The organism is Curtobacterium sp. MCLR17_043 (assembly GCF_003224215.1).
GTDB lineage: Bacteria > Actinomycetota > Actinomycetes > Actinomycetales > Microbacteriaceae > Curtobacterium > Curtobacterium flaccumfaciens.
Genome location: NZ_QKLH01000004.1, coordinates 243,387 through 258,950, shown reverse-complemented (window position 1 = coordinate 258,950; position 15,564 = coordinate 243,387). Strand labels below are relative to the sequence as shown.

General features: G+C 73.0%; 14 protein-coding genes. 9 read left to right on the top strand and 5 right to left on the bottom strand.

The features are described 5' to 3' along the window. Positions 1–87: 87 nt before the first annotated feature. Positions 88–1,314 carry a cobalamin-independent methionine synthase II family protein gene (locus tag DEJ03_RS06030; protein WP_110863887.1) on the bottom strand — a complete coding sequence of 409 codons (1,227 nt, stop codon included), beginning with the start codon at positions 1,312–1,314 and terminating at the stop codon, positions 88–90. Positions 1,315–1,465: 151 nt separating this feature from the next. Between DEJ03_RS06030 and DEJ03_RS06025 the strand changes: the two genes are divergently transcribed. After that, on the top strand, positions 1,466–2,314 hold the full coding sequence (locus tag DEJ03_RS06025) for a DUF1684 domain-containing protein (protein ID WP_110863886.1): 849 nt from the start codon (positions 1,466–1,468) through the stop codon (positions 2,312–2,314). A gap of 102 nt (positions 2,315–2,416) precedes the next feature. Beyond that, a complete protein-coding gene (locus DEJ03_RS06020; RefSeq protein WP_110863885.1) occupies positions 2,417–3,439 on the top strand; it encodes a transporter in 1,023 nt (340 codons plus the stop codon). A gap of 69 nt (positions 3,440–3,508) precedes the next feature. On the opposite strand, the gene DEJ03_RS06015 is transcribed toward DEJ03_RS06020, so the two are convergent. Then, the gene (locus tag DEJ03_RS06015) at positions 3,509–4,069 is read right to left on the bottom strand and encodes a histidine phosphatase family protein (protein ID WP_110863884.1); all 561 of its coding nucleotides are present in this window, start codon (positions 4,067–4,069) and stop codon (positions 3,509–3,511) included. Positions 4,070–4,172: 103 nt separating this feature from the next. Between DEJ03_RS06015 and DEJ03_RS06010 the strand changes: the two genes are divergently transcribed. From DEJ03_RS06010 to DEJ03_RS06000, 3 genes are read left to right on the top strand one after another with little or no spacing between them, the layout of a single operon-like run. Further along, complete coding sequence (locus DEJ03_RS06010; RefSeq protein WP_110863883.1) at positions 4,173–5,411, top strand: LLM class flavin-dependent oxidoreductase; 1,239 nt, start codon at positions 4,173–4,175, stop codon at positions 5,409–5,411. Then, a complete protein-coding gene (locus DEJ03_RS06005; protein ID WP_110863882.1) occupies positions 5,408–6,793 on the top strand; it encodes an NtaA/DmoA family FMN-dependent monooxygenase in 1,386 nt (461 codons plus the stop codon). Before DEJ03_RS06010 ends, DEJ03_RS06005 begins: the two co-directional genes overlap by 4 nt. Further along, positions 6,790–7,932 (top strand): LLM class flavin-dependent oxidoreductase, encoded by a 1,143-nt coding sequence (locus DEJ03_RS06000; protein WP_110863881.1) that lies wholly within the window; start codon positions 6,790–6,792, stop codon positions 7,930–7,932. The genes DEJ03_RS06005 and DEJ03_RS06000 overlap by 4 nt, the downstream gene beginning before the upstream one ends. Positions 7,933–8,069: 137 nt before the next feature. On the opposite strand, the gene DEJ03_RS05995 is transcribed toward DEJ03_RS06000, so the two are convergent. The 3 genes from DEJ03_RS05995 to DEJ03_RS05985 are packed head-to-tail and all read right to left on the bottom strand — an operon-like array spanning position 8,070 to position 11,015. Continuing rightward, positions 8,070–9,086: a transporter substrate-binding domain-containing protein gene (locus tag DEJ03_RS05995; RefSeq protein WP_110863880.1), complete on the bottom strand. Its 1,017-nt coding sequence runs from the start codon at positions 9,084–9,086 to the stop codon at positions 8,070–8,072. A 40-nt stretch (positions 9,087–9,126) separates the two neighbouring features. Next, a complete protein-coding gene (locus DEJ03_RS05990) occupies positions 9,127–9,900 on the bottom strand; it encodes an amino acid ABC transporter ATP-binding protein (RefSeq protein ID WP_110863879.1) in 774 nt (257 codons plus the stop codon). Further along, positions 9,900–11,015, bottom strand: a complete 1,116-nt coding sequence (locus DEJ03_RS05985) for an amino acid ABC transporter permease (RefSeq protein ID WP_110863878.1) — start codon at positions 11,013–11,015, stop codon at positions 9,900–9,902. The genes DEJ03_RS05990 and DEJ03_RS05985 overlap by 1 nt, the downstream gene beginning before the upstream one ends. Before the next feature lie 154 nt (positions 11,016–11,169). On the opposite strand from DEJ03_RS05985, the gene DEJ03_RS05980 reads away from it, so the two are divergent. From DEJ03_RS05980 to DEJ03_RS05965, 4 genes are all read left to right on the top strand, one after another. Further along, complete coding sequence (locus tag DEJ03_RS05980) at positions 11,170–11,421, top strand: DUF4287 domain-containing protein (protein WP_110863877.1); 252 nt, start codon at positions 11,170–11,172, stop codon at positions 11,419–11,421. 112 nt (positions 11,422–11,533) lie between these two features. After that, a complete protein-coding gene (locus tag DEJ03_RS05975; RefSeq protein ID WP_110863876.1) occupies positions 11,534–12,541 on the top strand; it encodes a hypothetical protein in 1,008 nt (335 codons plus the stop codon). 82 nt (positions 12,542–12,623) lie between these two features. After that, positions 12,624–14,009 (top strand): alpha/beta fold hydrolase, encoded by a 1,386-nt coding sequence (locus tag DEJ03_RS05970; protein ID WP_181422618.1) that lies wholly within the window; start codon positions 12,624–12,626, stop codon positions 14,007–14,009. Beyond that, complete coding sequence (locus tag DEJ03_RS05965) at positions 14,006–15,556, top strand: GMC family oxidoreductase (RefSeq protein ID WP_110863874.1); 1,551 nt, start codon at positions 14,006–14,008, stop codon at positions 15,554–15,556. The genes DEJ03_RS05970 and DEJ03_RS05965 overlap by 4 nt, the downstream gene beginning before the upstream one ends. Positions 15,557–15,564: the final 8 nt, after the last annotated feature.

Below are 15,564 nucleotides of genomic sequence, written 5' to 3'. Positions count from 1 at the left end.
CCGAACCGGGCGTACCTGCCCTGTTCTTCTTGGCAAGTACGCCCGATCTCACCAGGTACCGCAGCTGTTCTGGGAAGGAACGGGCGGCTAGAAGAGCTTCGCGCTCGCGCGCCGGGCACCCTCGCCGAGGGACTCGAGCTTCGCCGCGGCGATCTGCGGGTGCACGCGGCCGCCGAGGCCGCAGTCGGTGCCGGCGATGACGCGCTCACGCCCGACCACCGAGGCGAACCGCTCGATGCGCTGCGCGACGAGGTCGGGGTGCTCGACGACGTTCGTGGCGTGGCCGACGACGCCCGGGACGATGACCTTGCCCTCGGGCAGGGCGACGTCCTGCCAGACGGTCCACTCGTGCTCGTGGCGGGCGTTCGCGGCCTCGAACGAGTACGCGCCGGCGTCGATGTCGAGCATCAGGTCGACGATGTGGCGGAGCTCGATGTCGGTGGTGTGCGGGCCGTGCCAAGAACCCCAGCACAGGTGGAAGCGCACGCGGCTGGTGTCGAGGCCCCGCAGCGCGTGGTTGAGCGCCTCGACACGGATGCGGGTGAAGGCGCGGTAGTCCTCGATGCTCGGCTCGGGGTTGATCTGGTCCCAGTTCTCGGCGATCGAGGGGTCGTCGATCTGCAGCACGAGGCCGGCGTCGAGGATCGTCGTGTACTCCTCGCGCAGGGCGTCGGCCCACGCCCAGATGTGTTCTTCCTCCGTCGCGTAGTACTCGTTCGCGATGCGGGCGGCGGAGCCGGGGGAGAGCGCCGTGATGAAGCCGTTGTCCGCGCCGGCGGCCTCGACCGCGTGCTTGAGGTTCGCGGCGTCGGTGGCTGCGGCCTCGTGGCCGGTGTAGGTGATCGGGCCGGTCGTGGTCGGGAACGCGGTGGCGTTCTTGCCGGTGCCGATGCCCGACTCGGGGTCGGTGTAGGCGTCGTGGAAGATCGTCCAGTCGCGGCGGTCCGGGAAGCTCGTGAGCCGGATGTTCCCCGGGGTGGACCGGACCGGCTGCTGCGAGAAGATGTTCTCGTCGGTCAGGCTCAGGCCGCTGACGCGCTGGAACGAGTAGCCCCACCAGGCGCCGTAGTCGACGCTGTTCGACATCGCCTTGCCGAACTCGCCGTCACCGGGCTGCGTGATGCCCAGCGCGGTCTGCCGTGCGACGACGTCGTCGACGGCCGCGCTCGTCAGGGCTCGGACCTCGTCGGTGGTCTCGAGCGTGAAGCCGTCGGCGGCCACGGGCCGTGCGGCGTTCGCGGCGATGAGCTCGGGGGTGCGGGGGAGCGATCCGGCGGTGGTGGCCTGGATGCGGTCGGTGTTCTCGAAGGGCATGCGCTGCCTTCCTCTCGATGGGTGCGGACTGTCGGGAGTCGGGGGCCGCGCGCGAGGCTTCGCGGTGCGCTGCAGTGCCACTCTGCCACGAGGGGTCCGGCCCGTTACGTTCCGCGTCGCGCCACCGGGCCACGCGTCGTACGGTCGACCCATGAGCACGACGACCCCGACGAGCGACACCACCACGACGAACCCGACGCCCCCGGCCGCACCGACCTTCGCGGAAGCGTGGACCACGTGGCACGACGACCACGAGCAGGCCCGGGCGAGCGAGCACGGCTTCCTCGCGATCACGAGCATCCGTTGGCTCACCGCGACGCCGGAACGGTTCGAGGACGCCCCGGGCAGCTGGTCGACGGACGAGGACGGCCCGGTGGTCGCACTGGCCGACGACGAGACGATCGAGGTCGACGGACAGCCGGTCACCGGGACGCACCGGTTCGGCCCGCTGCCGGAGCGCTCGAGCACGAACGTGGTGTGGCGCGACGGCGAGGAGACCGTGGTGATCGAGGTCGCCCGGCGCGGCGGCAGTGACCTGCTGCGCCCGCGGCACCCGTCGAACCCGACCCGCGTCGGCTACCAGGGCACCCCGGCGTACGCTCCCGCTGAGCGCTTCGTCGTGGACGCGCACTTCGAGCCGTTCGACACCCCGCGTGAGGTCACCGTCGGCAGCGTCGTCGACGGCCTGCTGCACGTGTACGAGGCCCCCGGCGTCCTGACGTTCGACCTCGACGGACCGCGGTCGCTCCTGGCGTTCAACGGGCACGCCGGCGGCCTGCACGTGCTGTTCACCGACCGCACGAGCGGGGTCACGACGTACGCGGCGAACCGGAGTCTCGACATCGCCGCACCGGATGCAGACGGTGCCACCCGCATCGACTTCAACCGGGCGACGAACCTGCCGTGCGCGTACACCCCGCACGCGACCTGCCCGCTGCCGCCCGCCGAGAACCGGCTCGACGTGGCGATCGAGGCGGGCGAGCAGCTGCCCGCAGCCTGACCGCGGAGCACGCACGCCCCGCCGAGCACGCACGGCCCGCGGGCGCGCACGGCCCCAGCCGCGCACCGGCGCAGCCGACCCGTCCACGAGAATGGGGGAGCCATGCCACGACCCACCTCCCGCATCCCGCTCAACACCCTCGCCGTCCCGTTCGGCCTCGCCGGCTTCGCCGAGACGTGGTCGTACGCCGCCCCCGTGCTGCACCTGCCCACCGTGGTGCCGCAGGTGTTCTGGGCGATCGCCGCCGTAGCGTGGGTGTGGCTGCTCGGTGCGCACGCCGTCCGGGGCGCACGCGTCAGCGAACGGCTCGTCGACCAGCTCCGCCACCCGGCGCAGGGGCCGATCGCCGCGCTCGTGCCCGCGACCGCGATGCTGCTCGGCGTCGACCTGGCGCGGTTCGCCCCCGTCGCCGGGCAGGTCGTCGTACTCGCCGCCGTGGCCACCGCGGCCGGGTTCGCCGCCTGGCTGCTGAGCACCTGGTTCGAGGGTCGACTCGCCCTGGAGTCCGTGCACGGCGGCTACCTGCTGCCGACCGTCGCCGCGGCCCTGGTCGCCTCGGTCGCCACGCACGAGGTCGGCGTCGGCTGGCTGTCCTGGCCGGCCCTCGGCGTCGGCGTGTTCTTCTGGGGCGTCATGACCGGCCTGCTGCTCATCCGGCTGGCGTTCCGACCGGCGCTGCCGGGGCCGCTCGTGCCGACGATGGCGATCCTGGTCGCGCCGCCGGCGGTCGCCACCCTGTCGGTGTTCGCCCTCACCGACAGCGCTGTGACCCTGCCCGTGCAGGCCATCGCGGGCCTCGGCGTCCTGATGGTCCTCGTGCAGCTGGCCCTGCTGCCGCGGTACGTCCGCCTGGCGTTCTCGCTCGGGTTCTGGTCGTTCGTGTTCCCGGCCGCCGCGGTCGCCACCGCCGCGGTGGAGTGGTTCCGGGCACTCGCGCTGCCGTCCGCCTGGATCCCCACCACCGCGTTGCTGGCGCTGCTGAGCGTGCTCGTCGCGGTCGTCGGTGCGCGCTCGATCGGCCTCGCCGTGCACCACCTGCTCGGGCAGGCCGAGCGCACCCTGCACGACGCCGACGACGAGGACGCCGCCCCCGGCCCCGTGACGGGCGCGACGCGCGTGGTCTGACGGGCGGGGCGGTCGGGCCGCGCAGGCGGCGGACGGGAGGCCCGTGGCGGCCCCGCCCCGCGCCTCCCGTCAGGTCGCGGGGACGCGTCTCCAGCCGCTGGTCGCCCGCCAGGCGAGCGCGTCGAAGTGGAAGACGCTGCCCATGCCGGGCTGGTCGAGGGCGCGCGTGATCGGGACGCCGCGCAGGTGGGCCAGGAGCAGTGCGCCGACCGCGCCGTGCGACACGATCGTGACGTCGCCGGTGGCGCAGTGCCGGCGGACGGCCGCGACGATTCGCTCCTGGGCGTCGATCGCCCGCTCCCAGCCGCGGACCGACTGCTCGGGTGCAGCGAAGAACGCGTCGACGACGGCCTCGAACTCGGACGGCGGCAGGTAGCCGGTCGCGCTCCGGTCGATCTCGCCCAGCAGCGGGTCGTGCTCGACCGGCAGTCCGACGGCGCTGGCGAGCAGGTCGGCGGTCTCGACGGCCTTGCGCTCGGTGCTCGAGACGGTCCGCCGGGAGACCGGTGTCGATGCGAGCCGGTGTGCGGCGGCGGCCCGGACGCGACCCTCGGGCGACAGCCCCCACGACTCGATCGGGACCGCGGGGTCGACCACCACTTCCGCGTGGGTCAGGAACGACGAGACCATCCGGCGATCCTCGCACGGTGCGAGGCGCGTCACACGGCGACACCGTCGGTCACGTTCCGCAACACCGCTTCGCCGCTCGGCCGAACCGTCCTAGCGTCGCCCCATGACCGTGCCCGACCGCATCACCCTCGTCACCGCGCTGCAGGGCGCCGGCTGGCACCCCGCCGCCTGGCGCGCCGCCGGCCCGGCAGCACAGCGCCTCACGAGCCTCCGGCACTGGCGCGACGTCGTCGTCGAGCAGGACCGGCTCGGCGTCGACGCCGTCACCCTCGAGGACTCCTTCACCGCCGGCCCCACCGACCCCGACGGCGACCTCGACACATCGACCGTCGTCGGCCGCCTCGACGCCCTCCTGGTCGCGAGCGCGGTCGCCCCCGCGACCCGCGCGATCGGTCTGGTGCCGACCGTCTCGGTCACGCACACCGAACCGTTCCACGTCGCCACGGGCCTCCAGACCCTCGACCACGTCTCGCTGGGGCGGGCCGGATGGCGGATCCAGGTGAGCCCGACGACCCGCGAGGCCGCGCTGTTCGGCCGCCGCCCCGGCGGCGACGACGCGGCCACGTTGTTCGACGAGGCCCGCGAGGCCGCCGAGGTCGTCTCCCGCCTCTGGGACAGCTGGGACGACGACGCGATCATCCGCGACGTCACGACCGGCCGCTTCATCGACCGCGACCGCATCCACGAAGCGGCGTTCTCCGGCTCGTTCGTGTCGGTGCACGGCGCGTCGATCGTGCCGCGGTCGCCGCAGGGGAGGCCGCCGGTGTTCGCGCTCGCGCACCGCTCCGACGCGGCAGCGTTCGCGGTGGACGCCGCGGACGTCGTGCTGGTCACGCCTGGCTTCGACGGCCTGGAGGATCGGGGTGCGCTGGCACTCGTCCGTGACGCCGAGCAGGCGGCCGGGTCCGACCTCCGTCGTCCGGTCCTCGCGGACCTCGCGGTGCTCATCGGGTCGTCGCCGGCGGCCGCCGCCGACGAGCTGGCCGCGCTCGATGCGACAGCGGGCGCTCCCCACGCCGTCGGCTCCGGGTCGGACACGTCCGTCCTCGCGACGACGGTGCCGGACCTGGTGACACGGATCGGGGACCTGCGGGCACTCGGGTACGCCGGCGTCCGGCTCCGTCCGCTGCGCATCCCGATCGACTCGACCGCCATCGCCAGGCAGCTCGTCCCGGCGCTCGTCACCGCGGGGCTCCGCGCCGACGTGGCGTCCCGTCCCACCGCCGACCTGCGCACGCGGCTCGGCATCGCGCCGGCGGTCAGCCGGTACGCGCGTCCTGCCGTCACCGGTGTCGGTGTCAGTTCCGGTGTCGGTTCCGTCTCCTCGGGGGTCTCAGCATGAGCGTCAAGCGTCAGGTCCACCTCGCCGCCCACTTCCCGGGCGTCAACAACACCACCGTCTGGAGCGACGACCGCGCCGAGAGCCAGATCGCGTTCTCGTCGTTCGAGCACTTCGCCCGGAACGCCGAGCGGGGGTGCTTCGACTTCCTGTTCCTCGCCGAAGGGCTGCGGCTCCGCGAGCAGAAGGGACGCATCCACGACCTCGACGTCGTCGGGCGCCCGAACACGCTCGCGATCCTGGCCGCGCTGGCCGGCGTCACCGATCACATCGGTCTCGTCGGCACGCTGCAGACGACCTTCAACGAGCCCGTGGAGCTCGCGAAGCAGCTCGCCACGCTCGACCACCTGACCGACGGCCGCGCCGGCTGGAACGTCGTGACGAGCTCGGACGCGTTCCACGGTGCGAACTTCCGCCGCGGCGGGTTCCTCGACCACGCCGACCGGTACACGCGGGCAGCGGAGTTCGTGGAGCTGTCGCGTGAGCTCTGGGACTCGTGGGAGTCGGACGCGATCGTGGCGAACGGGTCGGGCGCCGCCGGGACCCTGGCCGCCGGCGCCTTCGCCGACCGCTCCCGCATCCACGACGTCGACCACCACGGTCCGCAGTTCGACGTGACCGGCACGTTCCCGGTGCCGCGCAGCCCCCAGCGGCACCCCGTGATCGTGCAGGCCGGCGACTCCGACGAGGGCCGCGACCTCGCCGCCGGGCACGCCGAGGTGGTCTTCTCGCTGCACACCGAGTTCGACGACGCGCAGTCGTTCTACCGCGACGTGACCGAGCGACTCGAACGGGTCGGACGGTCGAAGGACGAGCTGCTGATCCTGCCCGGCGCGACCTTCGTGCTCGGCGACACGGCGGACGAGGCCGAGGAACGTTCCCGGGCGATCCGCCGCGCCCAGGTCAGCCCGGCGACGGCGATCGCGTTCCTCGAACAGGTGTGGAACCGCGATCTGTCGTCGTACGACGTCGACGGGCCGTTGCCCTCGATCGAGCCGGACCTGGAGGGCGCCGACATCACCCGTGGCCGCGTCCGTCACACCCGCGACGTCCCCGCGCTGGTGCAGTCGTGGCGTGACCTCGCCGCGGCCGAACACCTGTCGATCCGTGACCTGGTCATCCGCGCCTCGACCCGTGGCGGCTTCGTCGGCACGCCCGCACACATCGCCGCCGAGATCGACCGGTACGTGCAGGAGCGCGCCACCGACGGGTTCGTCGTCGTGCCGCACACCAACCCGTACGGGCTCGACGAGTTCGTCGACCGGGTCGTCCCGCTGCTGCAGGAGCGCGGCGTGTACCGCCAGTCGTACGACGAGGGTGCGACGCTCCGCCAGACGCTCGACCTGCCCGGACGGGTCCTCGACCGGCAGCGGGTGCTCGCATGAGCCGGGTCCCGCTCTCCGTCCTCGACCTCGTCCCGGTGAGCAGTGGGTCGACCCCCGCCGAGGCCCTGGCGAACACGGTCGACCTGGCCGTCGCCGCGGAACGTGCCGGGTACGCCCGCTACTGGCTCGCCGAGCACCACCTCAACCCCGGCGTGGCCGGCAGCGCACCGACCGTCGTCATCGGTGCGGTCGCCGCTGCCACCAGTTCGATCCGCGTCGGCAGCGCCGCGACACTCGTCGGCAACACCCGCGGGCTGCAGATCGCCGAGACCTTCGGCACGCTCGCCGCGCTGTACGGGCCGCGCATCGACCTCGGGCTCGGCCGCTCAGGAGCACCAGCACCGGGCGCCCCGAAGCCGCCGTCGCTCGCCCCGCGGACCGACCGGGTCGTCGACGGCCTGCTCGTCCCCGCGCCGTTCGAGTTCCGCATCGCGCCGGGCAGCAGGTTCGCGCTGCAGGGTGAACTGCTCGGCCGAGTGCCCGGGGACGTCGACCGGTTCGCGGGCGAACTCGACCTGATCCGCGGGCTGTTCGCCGGCACGTGGTCGCGGGACGATGCTGTCGTCGAGGCGCCCCCGGCCTCCGGCGCACCCGTCGAGCTGTGGATCCACGGCTCCACCGGCGGCGAGAGTGCCCGGATCGCCGGCGCGCTCGGGCTGCCGTACGGCGCGAACTACCACACGTCCCCGGGCACGGTCCTGGCTTCGGTGCAGGCCTACCGCGACGCGTTCCGCCCGGGTGTGCTCGACGCGCCGCACGTCATCGTGTCGGCCGACGTGCTCGTGGCGCCGACCGCGGCCGAGGCGGACGAGCTCGGGCTCGGGTACGCCCAGTGGGTGCACTCGATCCGCTCCGGCGTCGGGGCGATCGAGTACCCCACCCCGGACCAGGCTCGGGAGCTGCGGCTCCCCGCTGAGGCCGAGGCGTCGGTGGCGGACCGGCTCGCGACGAGGTTCGTCGGCGACCCGGCACACGTCGCGGAACGGCTCGAGACGCTCCGGCGGGTCACGGGAGCGGACGAGTTGCTCGTCACGACGATCGCGCACGACCACGACGCCCGGGTGCGCTCCTACGAGCTGCTCGCCGCGGAGTGGGCGGCGCCTGTCGTCGAGGGGGAGTCCGCTCTGGCTGCGCGATAGCTCGCTGCGTGCGCATGTTCCGACGTCCCACCTGTCGTTCGACGGGTGGGACGTCGCTCGTTGCCCACGCATCGGGTGCGCCCCGCACGCACGACACCCCCGCGACCACGACGGTCACGGGGGTGTCGCGCGCGTGTTCAGCTGTTGTCGAGCGGCAGGCCCTCGGGGTTCACCTCGGACGTCTTCACGGCCTCGTTCGACAGGTTGTAGGCCGCGAGCCACTTCGCGTAGGTGCCGTCCTCGATCAGCTCGTTGATCGCCGCGGCGACGGGCTTCGCGATCCCGCTGCCCTCCTTCGTCGTCGCCGCGATGAGGCCCTGCAACGAGGAGCCGGCGCCGGAGTAGGTGCCCGCGGTCTTCGTCGGCTTCGCGGTGCCCTTGCTCTGCGTGTTCTGGTACGCGATCGTCGGGTTCGGGCCGAAGTATGCGTCGATCTTGCCCGAGTCGAGCGCAAGCTTGATCGCGTTGCCGTCCGGGTAGTACTTGATCGTGAAGTCCTCGCCCTTCGCCCGGAGTTCCTTCTGCCACTCGAGCAGGATGTTCTCCTGGTTCGTGCCGGAACTCACGGACAGGGTCTTCCCCGCGAGCACGGACGGGTCGCCGTCGAAGCGCAGCGAGCTCGACGCCAGCACCTGGAACGCCAGGTTGTCCTGCCGGTACGAGGCGAAGTCGTACTTCTCCTTGCGCTCCTCGGTCACCGTGACGTTCGAGAACCCGGCGTCGTACTTGCCGCTGTCGATGCCGACGAACAGGTTGTCCCACGTGGCGTTCTGCACGTCCGCGCGCAGCCCGAGCTTCGCGGCGACGAGCCGTCCGAGGTCGGGCTCCGAACCGGTGATCGTCTTCTGGTCGTCACCGGTGAAGGCGAGCGGCGGGAACCCGGCGGGCAGGGCCCCCACGCCGATCGTGAGCTTGCCGGATTTCCGGACCGCGGCGGGGAGCGCGTCGTGCAGCTTCGTGTCCTCGGTGACCTCGACGGTCGTCTCCTTCGCCGCACCGTTCGAGGCGGCGCCGATGGTGACGGAGCCGTCGGGTGCGCCGCTCGTGTCGGCGGAAGCGCCCGCGGAGCACCCGGCGAGGGCGACGACGACGCCGGCTGCGAGGACGAGGAAACCGGCGCGGTTGCGCCAGCGGGACGGGGTGGTCGTGGACATGGTTCTCCTTGGGGTGCGTGCGGGGATCGGGGGTCAGGGGTCAGCGGACGCGGGACAGGAAGTCGCGCGTGCGGGTGTGCTGCGGGTGGTCGAGCACCTGGGCCGGCGGCCCCTGCTCGACGACCCGCCCGTGGTCGAGGAACACGACGTGGTCGGCGACCTCGCGGGCGAAGGCGATCTCGTGCGTGACGATGACGAGCGTCGTGCCGGACTCGGCGAGGGACCGGATGACGCCGAGCACCTCGCCGACGAGCTCCGGGTCGAGCGCCGAGGTCGGCTCGTCGAGCAGGACGACCGACGGCTCGAGCGCCAGGGCCCGGGCGATCGCGACCCGCTGCTGCTGCCCGCCGGAGAGCTGCCGTGGCCGGGTCTCGCCGCGGTCGCCGAGTCCGACCCGATCGAGCAGGGTCCGTGCCCGGGCTCGGGCCGTGGCGACGGGGACCCCGGCGGCGATCGGCCCCTCGGCGACGTTCTCGAGCGCGGTGAGGTGCGGGAAAAGGTTGAAATGCTGGAACACGAACCCGATCCGGGCACGCTGCCGCAGGATGTGCCGCTCGGGCAGCTCCTTCCAGCGGGGGACCCCGTCGCGGCCGGTGCGCAGGCGGACCCCGATGGGCTCGTCGCCGACGGTGACGACCCCGCGGTCGAGCGGTTCGAGGTGGTTGATCGCCCGGAGCAGCGTGGACTTGCCGGAACCGGAGGGGCCGAGGACGACGGTCACGCTGCCGGACGGCAGCGACAGGTCGATGCCGTCGATGACGACGCTGTCCCCGAACGCCTTGACGGCTCCGTGGATCGCGATGGCGGCGCTCATCAGATGCTCCTGTCGTCGACGGTGGAAGCGGACCCGGACGCGACCGCGCGCTCGGCGGCGGCTGCCTGTGTGCGGCGACCCGCGCCTCCAGGCCGTCCCGGACCACGTCCGGTCCCGCCGCCCCGCAGCGCGCTCCGCACCCGCTGCCACGGTGTCGGCGGCAGCGCACGGACCGACCCGCGGGCCGTCCACCGCTCGACGTAGTACTGCACGATCGAGACCGCGCTGGTGAGCACGAGGTACCAGATGGTGGCGACGACGAGCAGCGGGATGATGTCGCCCGGGTACGTGCTCGACAGGTTCTGCACCACGCCGAACAGGTCGAGCAGCGACACGTAGAACAGCAGCGACGAGGCCTTCAGCAGTCCGACGACCTGGTTCACGAACGCCGGGACGATCGACCGCAGCGCCTGCGGCATGATCACCCGCAAGAACTGCCGGCGACGGGGGAGCCCGAGCGCCTGCGCGGCCTCGTGCTGGCCGTGGTCGACGGCGAGCACCCCGGCGCGGACGATCTCGGACGCGTAGGCGATCTCACTGAGGCTCAGCCCGATGACCCCGATCGCCAGGTCCCCGAGCAGGTTCGCGGTCGGCACCTCGAGCTGCGGCCCGAAGGGGATCCCGATGCCGATGGTCGGGTACAGCGACCCGAGGTTGTACAGGAAGACGAGCACCAGGATGAGCGGCACCGACCGGAACAGCCACACGTACCCCCACGCCAGCCCGGACAGGACCGGGTTGTGCGACAGCCGGGCGATGGCCACCAGGATCCCGCCGGCGAAGCTGATCACGGCGCTCAGCGCGGTGGCGGTGAGCGTCAGCTGCAGGCCGGTCAGGACCGCCGGACTGAACAGCCACTTGCCGACGGCCGGCCAGCCCCACTGCTCGTTCGTGAACAGCGTCTCGCCGAAGTTCAGCAGCACGACGAGCACGAGGGCCGCGGCGATCCACCGCAGCGGGTGCCGCAACGGCACGACGGAACGGTCGAGTGCGGCGTGTCCGGCAGCGTCGATGGTCGCGGTCTCCGGCCTGGAGGCGCGGCTCGCCCCGGTCGTCCGGCCCGCGTCGTCGACGCTGGTCGCCTCCCACTGCGGGGCCCTGGTGGTGTCGGTCATGTCGCGACCGTAGGAGGGCCGGACGCCGCCGACAACGCCTCGCGCAACACCCCGCCACGCGGCGCAACACCCGGCCATCCGGCGCAACGCGGCGTCACAGAACGGTGTCCTGCGTGACGTTCCGTGACGGCCGACGGAGCGCTACCGTTGCGCCATGACAGCGCATCGTGTGACCGCCCCGGCGCCCCCGGCGGACGGCACCAAGGTGAAGGGTCCGGCGTCGTACTTCCCGAGCATCGAGACGACGTACGGGCGCCCGGTGCAGGAGTGGCTCGACCTGGTCGCCGACCGGCTCGACGACCACCAGCACATGGAGGTCGTCGGGTGGCTCAAGGCCGAGCACGGCCTCGGGCACGGGCACGCGAACGCCCTGGTCGCCTACGTGAAGCACGCGCTGGCCTCCTGAGCGGTTTTGCGTGGTGTGGTGCCGCGGCGGTGTCGGTCGCGGTGCGTGGTGCGGCGGTGTCGGTCGCGCCGCGTGGTGCGGCGGTGTCGGTGGTCGTTCCTAGCGTGGGGGCGTGGCCGAACCCGTCGATGCGTGGTGGCGCCGCCGACAGTGGTCGCGCGGCGAAGCGGTGCCGTACGCCGTCGGACAGTTCCGCGCCGACTGGGCTCCGTACCCGGTGCTCATCCGGCAGTACCACCCCGACTGGAACCACGGCGTCGTCCTGACCCAGGTCCCCCCGGCTGCCGAGGTCCTGCTCACCTGGGAGTGCGACGTCGGGCACGTCTTCGTCGCGACCCCGTCCGAACAGCGGTCCCGCCCGGGCCGTGAACGTCGGCGATCCGTCTGGTGCCCCGAGTGCGCGGTGCAGGCCCAGCCGCAGCGGTGGCCGGTGCTGCCGTCGGACTGGCCCCAGGCGGTACCCGTGCCGCAGCGGGTCGTCCGGAGTTCCGGACGACAGACGCTGCCGGCGGCTCCGGTGCGCGGGGTCCCGGCCGGAGCCGTCGCGTCGAGCCGATCCCGGTCCCGTCGGCCCGTCGCCGGGTCCGCCAGCGCGGCCGGCTCGGCAGGGGCGGCCCGTGGTGCACCACGGCGGACTGCTCAGTCCGTTCCCCGCACGATCTGCCCGAAGACCCCGCGGCTGCCGTCGGGTGAGTCGTTCACGAGCGTCTGCGCCCCGGCGACGGCGTCGGCGGTCGAGGCCGAACTCCGGGGCATGCTGTCCGAGCGGTTCGCGTTCACCTACGACCACTCCGCCATCCGACTCGACCGCCCGTTCTTCGACCACGTCGAGGCCTGGCCGGACATCATCCTGCCCGAGCTCCGCGTCGCCATCGAGTACGACTCCACCGGTCGTCACGGCCTCGAGCACGTCGGCCCGCGGCAGGAGACCGACCGGAAGAAGGACCGCGCCGTCCGCGCCGTGGGGTGGGAGGTCGTCCGCATCCGCACCGGGCGGCTCCCCGCGCTCGGCCCGTACGACCTCCAGGTCTCGGGGATCTCCGGCCGGACCGTCGACCGGTTGGCGGACACCCTGCGCGAGCTCCGGGGCGCGCTGTTCGTCGACGCGTACGCCCGGTGACGCCGTCGATCGGGGTACACGCACGACCCGGCGGGGTACGGCCCGGCTGGGAGCGGTCGCGAGCGACGGGTAGGTATACATGGTGACCACCGTCTTCTGTCTCCACGCCCTCGGAGCGAGTTCCGAGGAGTTCGCGCTGCTGCGCGCCGAACTCCTCGGCGACCTCGACCTGATCGGCATCGACCTGCCCGGCTTCGGCCGCAGCCCGTCGTCGTCCGGCACCACCGTCGAGGAGATGGCCGTCCTGGTGGAGCGCGCGATCGGGGCGAGTGGCTCGACGGAGTGGATGCTCCTCGGACACTCGATGGGTGGCAAGGTCGCCACGGTGGTGGCCGACCGCACGATCTCCGGCGCGAACGGCCTGTTCGGACTGCGGGCCGTGCTGCTCCTCGCCGCGTCCCCGCTCGCTCCCGAGCCGATGGACGACGACCGCCGCTGGACGATGCTGTCGTGGGCTGCCGGTGGCCCGATCGGTGCCGAGGACGCCGCGGAGTTCGTCGCCGCCAACACCGCGGCACCCCTGGCGCCCGCGCGGCACAGCGCGGCGGTGCAGGACGTCGAGCGGACCGACCCCGCGGCCTGGACAGACTGGCTCTCCCGCGGCAGCCGCGAGGACTGGTCGGACGGCGCACCGAACCCCGTGCCCGCCCTGGTGCTCGCCGGTGCCGAGGACGGCGACCTCGATGCCGACGCCCAGCGCCGCCTGACCCTGCCGCACTGGCCGAACAGCGAGCTCCACGTCGTCGACGGGGCCGCCCACCTGCTGCCCTGGGAACAGCCGAAGGCCGTGGCCGAGCGCATCCGCGAATTCTGGCAACGCCGGGTCACGGGATCGCCGGTCGTCCCCGTGGAGCACGCACGCGTGATCGCCTCGCCGCGGGTCAGCGCCCGGACGCGGGGGCTGCTGGCCCAGCGGTCCCTGCCCGACGACCCGGCCGCCGCACCCCACGCGCTCACGCCGACGCAGCTGGACACCCTGCGTGCGGTCGCGCGGATCGTCGTCCCGCAGCCCGGCACCGACCAGGTCGACCTGGCACTGCGGGTCGACGCGCAGCTGGCCGCGGGGCTCGGCGACGGCTGGCGGCCGGACGGCCTGCCGGTGGACGCCGAGGCCTACCGTGCCGCGCTCGACGTCCTCGCCGCACCGGCCCGCGACGGCGTGCTCGACCAGGCCCTCGAGTCCGTGGCTGTCGGGCGCTACCGCGCCGACGGCGACCTCGACGCCGAGCAGCTGCGCGCGTGGTTCGAGGACGCCAGCGTCGACCTCGTGAAGCACTGGCTCGCACACCCCGCCACCATGGCCGCCATCGACTTCGACGGGTACGCGAACGGCGGCGACGGCGTCCGCAAGCAGGGCTTCCAACTGCTCGCTGCGGGCGAGCGCGAGGCCTGGGAACCCGAGGCTCCCGCCGACCCCGGCACCGCCACCACGATCGACACCGCACCGACGACCGGAGCTGCACGATGAGACTCGACGGACAACGCACGTACGGCACGGACGACGTCGTCGACGTGGTGGTGGTCGGCACCGGGGCCGGGGGAGCACCGCTCCTCGCATCGCTGGCCCGCCGTGGCCTGACGGTCGTCGCGCTCGAGGCCGGGCGCAACACCGAGCCGGGCGACCACGTGCCCGACGAGGTCGCCGCCCCCGGTGACATCAACTGGATGGACGAGCGGCTGAGCGGCGGTGGAGCCCCCACGGCCTTCGGCCCGAACAACAGCGGCACGGGCGTCGGCGGGTCGACGCTGCACTGGGGCGCGTTCACCCCGCGGCCGAGCGAGCACGATCTGCGACTGCGGACCGAGAGCGGCGCGGGGCAGGACTGGCCGATCAGCCACGCGGAACTCACCGGCTGGATCGAGCAGGTCGAGCACGACGTCGGTGTCGCCGGTCCCGAGCACTACCCATGGGACCCGTCCCGCCGCTACCGGATGCGCCCGCCGGCCCGGAACGCCTCGTCGGACATGATGATGCGCGGCACCGCGGCGGCCGGGATCACCGCGACCGACGCCCCGGTCGGCCTGACCACCGAGGACCGGCACCAGGAGCACCACGGGCTGCGCCAGGCCTGCGTGTCCTGCGGCTCCTGCCACCAGGGCTGCCGCAACGGCTCGAAGGTCTCGATGGACACGACCTACCTGCCCGCCGCGGTGGCGTTCGGTGCCGAGATCCGTCCGGAGTCCTTCGTGCACGGCATCGAGCTCGACGCGGCGGGACGGGTCGAGGCCGTCCTGTACACCGCCGAAGGGCGCGAGCACCGCCAGCGCTGCCGGACCCTCGTCCTCGCCGCGGGTGGTGTCGAGACGCCGCGACTGCTGCTGCACACCGGTGTCGCGAACGGCAGCGGGCAGGTCGGCCGGAACTTCACGGCGCACGGAGCCACCCAGGTGTGGGCGCGGTTCGACGAGTCGATGCGCTCGTACCGTGGGTACCCGTCGTCGATCATCACCGAGGACTTCGTCCGACCGGCGGACGCCGACTTCGCGGGCGGCTACCTCATCCAGAGCCTGGGCGTGCAGCCGCAGACCTTCGCGACCTCGCTGGTCCGGGGCGGCGGACTCCGCGGTGCCGAGCTCGTCCGGGCGCTGCAGGACTACCCGTTCTCGGCCGGCGTCGGCATCAACGCCGAGTGCCTGCCGTACGACGACAACCGCCTCGAGCTGACCGAAGAACTCGACGAGCACGGTGTCCCACGTGCCCGGGTCTCGTTCACCCCGGGGTCGAACGAGGAAGCGATCCGCCGCCACGCGGTCCGCACGATGACGACCATCGTCGAGGCCGCTGGCGGTCAGGACGTCCGGGTGCTCGAACGCACGGCGCACACCATCGGCACCGCGCGGATGGGCACGGACCGCGAGACCTCCGTCGTCGACCAGGACGGCCGCTCGTGGGACGTCCCGAACCTGTGGATCGCCGACAACTCGGTGTTCCCGAGCGCGGTCATCGCGAACCCGGCGCTGACGATCATGGCGCTCTCGCTCCGCACCGCCGACCGCATGCTGCAAGCCGCCTGAGCAGCAGA

Bases quoted from the DNA above. Each gene is read 5' to 3' on its own strand.
- DEJ03_RS05985 (WP_110863878.1), bottom strand. From the start codon at position 11,015: ATGACCGACACCACCAGGGCCCCGCAGTGGGAGGCGACCAGCGTCGAC.
- DEJ03_RS06000 (WP_110863881.1), top strand. From the start codon at position 6,790: ATGAGCCGGGTCCCGCTCTCCGTCCTCGACCTCGTCCCGGTGAGCAGT.
- DEJ03_RS05990 (WP_110863879.1), bottom strand. From the start codon at position 9,900: ATGAGCGCCGCCATCGCGATCCACGGAGCCGTCAAGGCGTTCGGGGAC.
- DEJ03_RS05995 (WP_110863880.1), bottom strand. From the start codon at position 9,086: ATGTCCACGACCACCCCGTCCCGCTGGCGCAACCGCGCCGGTTTCCTC.
- DEJ03_RS06005 (WP_110863882.1), top strand. From the start codon at position 5,408: ATGAGCGTCAAGCGTCAGGTCCACCTCGCCGCCCACTTCCCGGGCGTC.
- DEJ03_RS06010 (WP_110863883.1), top strand. From the start codon at position 4,173: ATGACCGTGCCCGACCGCATCACCCTCGTCACCGCGCTGCAGGGCGCC.
- DEJ03_RS06020 (WP_110863885.1), top strand. From the start codon at position 2,417: ATGCCACGACCCACCTCCCGCATCCCGCTCAACACCCTCGCCGTCCCG.
- DEJ03_RS06025 (WP_110863886.1), top strand. From the start codon at position 1,466: ATGAGCACGACGACCCCGACGAGCGACACCACCACGACGAACCCGACG.
- DEJ03_RS05965 (WP_110863874.1), top strand. From the start codon at position 14,006: ATGAGACTCGACGGACAACGCACGTACGGCACGGACGACGTCGTCGAC.
- DEJ03_RS05980 (WP_110863877.1), top strand. From the start codon at position 11,170: ATGACAGCGCATCGTGTGACCGCCCCGGCGCCCCCGGCGGACGGCACC.
- DEJ03_RS06030 (WP_110863887.1), bottom strand. From the start codon at position 1,314: ATGCCCTTCGAGAACACCGACCGCATCCAGGCCACCACCGCCGGATCG.
- DEJ03_RS06015 (WP_110863884.1), bottom strand. From the start codon at position 4,069: ATGGTCTCGTCGTTCCTGACCCACGCGGAAGTGGTGGTCGACCCCGCG.